General features: G+C 60.0%; 1 protein-coding gene. It reads right to left on the reverse strand.

The features are described from left to right. Nucleotides 1-287: 287 nt before the first annotated feature. On the reverse strand, nucleotides 288-954 hold a 667-nt coding region (locus tag AC5ZG1_RS44025; RefSeq protein ID WP_496136522.1), incomplete at its 5' end, for a response regulator.

Genomic DNA, 954 nt, shown 5'->3' on the forward strand with positions numbered 1-954 from the left:
CGCCCTGTTACGCTATCGTCTGGGCTCCGCTGCCAGCCGTCGTTCCCTACCGCGCGAGCGGTTTAGTCCTTTGGCCCATCAGCGAAGTGGCGACATCTCCTGTTGCGGTCCGCTTACTGGGGCGGAGCGGACGAGATTTGCTTACTCTGAGTTCTTCGCATTTTGACCCGCAGCGGACCAAGTCTCGTCGGCTGCCCCAGCTGTTTGTAGGTGTTGAACCGTGACCTACCCGATAAGCCTCGCCAATGGCGCCACGCGCCGCAAGGAAGCAACGTCAGCAACCTATCCTAATGTTCGTGCAGGATTGACCGCAAGCGCGCCGCCAAATCCGACATGCGGAACGGTTTGTCGATAATCGGAAATTCGCCCGCCGCTTGATGTCGTTTCAACACGTCTCCCGCGTAGCCCGAGGCAAGCAGGACCTTGATGCGCTTGTTCAATCGCCTCGCTTCGCGAGCAACCTCTATGCCGTTGATCCCGTTTGGCATCACGATGTCACTTAACACCAGATCAAATTCCTCGCTCTGGAGCATCCGAAGCGCTTCCGTGCCATTCCGGGCGCAACGAACCTGATAGCCCGACCTGGCCAGCATCGCCGACGTGAGATCCAGAAGATCGTCGTTGTCCTCGACAACCAGGACCCGCTCCGAACCGGTCGGAAACGCTTGGGATTGGACGTCTTCCGTTTCGACGTCAGGCGTTTGCGTGGCTTTGGGCAAATAGAGCGCGACAGTGGTCCCCTTTCCCAATGCGCTCTCGATGGCAATGTGCCCCCCGGACTGACGGACAAAGCCGTAGACCATGCTAAGGCCAAGCCCGGTGCCCTTGCCGACCTCCTTCGTTGTGAAGAAGGGCTCAAACACCCGGTCCACCACCCCGGGAGGCATTCCCGAACCAGTGTCTCTAACCGACAGCCTGACATACGACCCGGGCGCGCACCCCGCCACGGCTCCT

Source organism: Bradyrhizobium sp. Leo78, assembly GCF_059512425.1.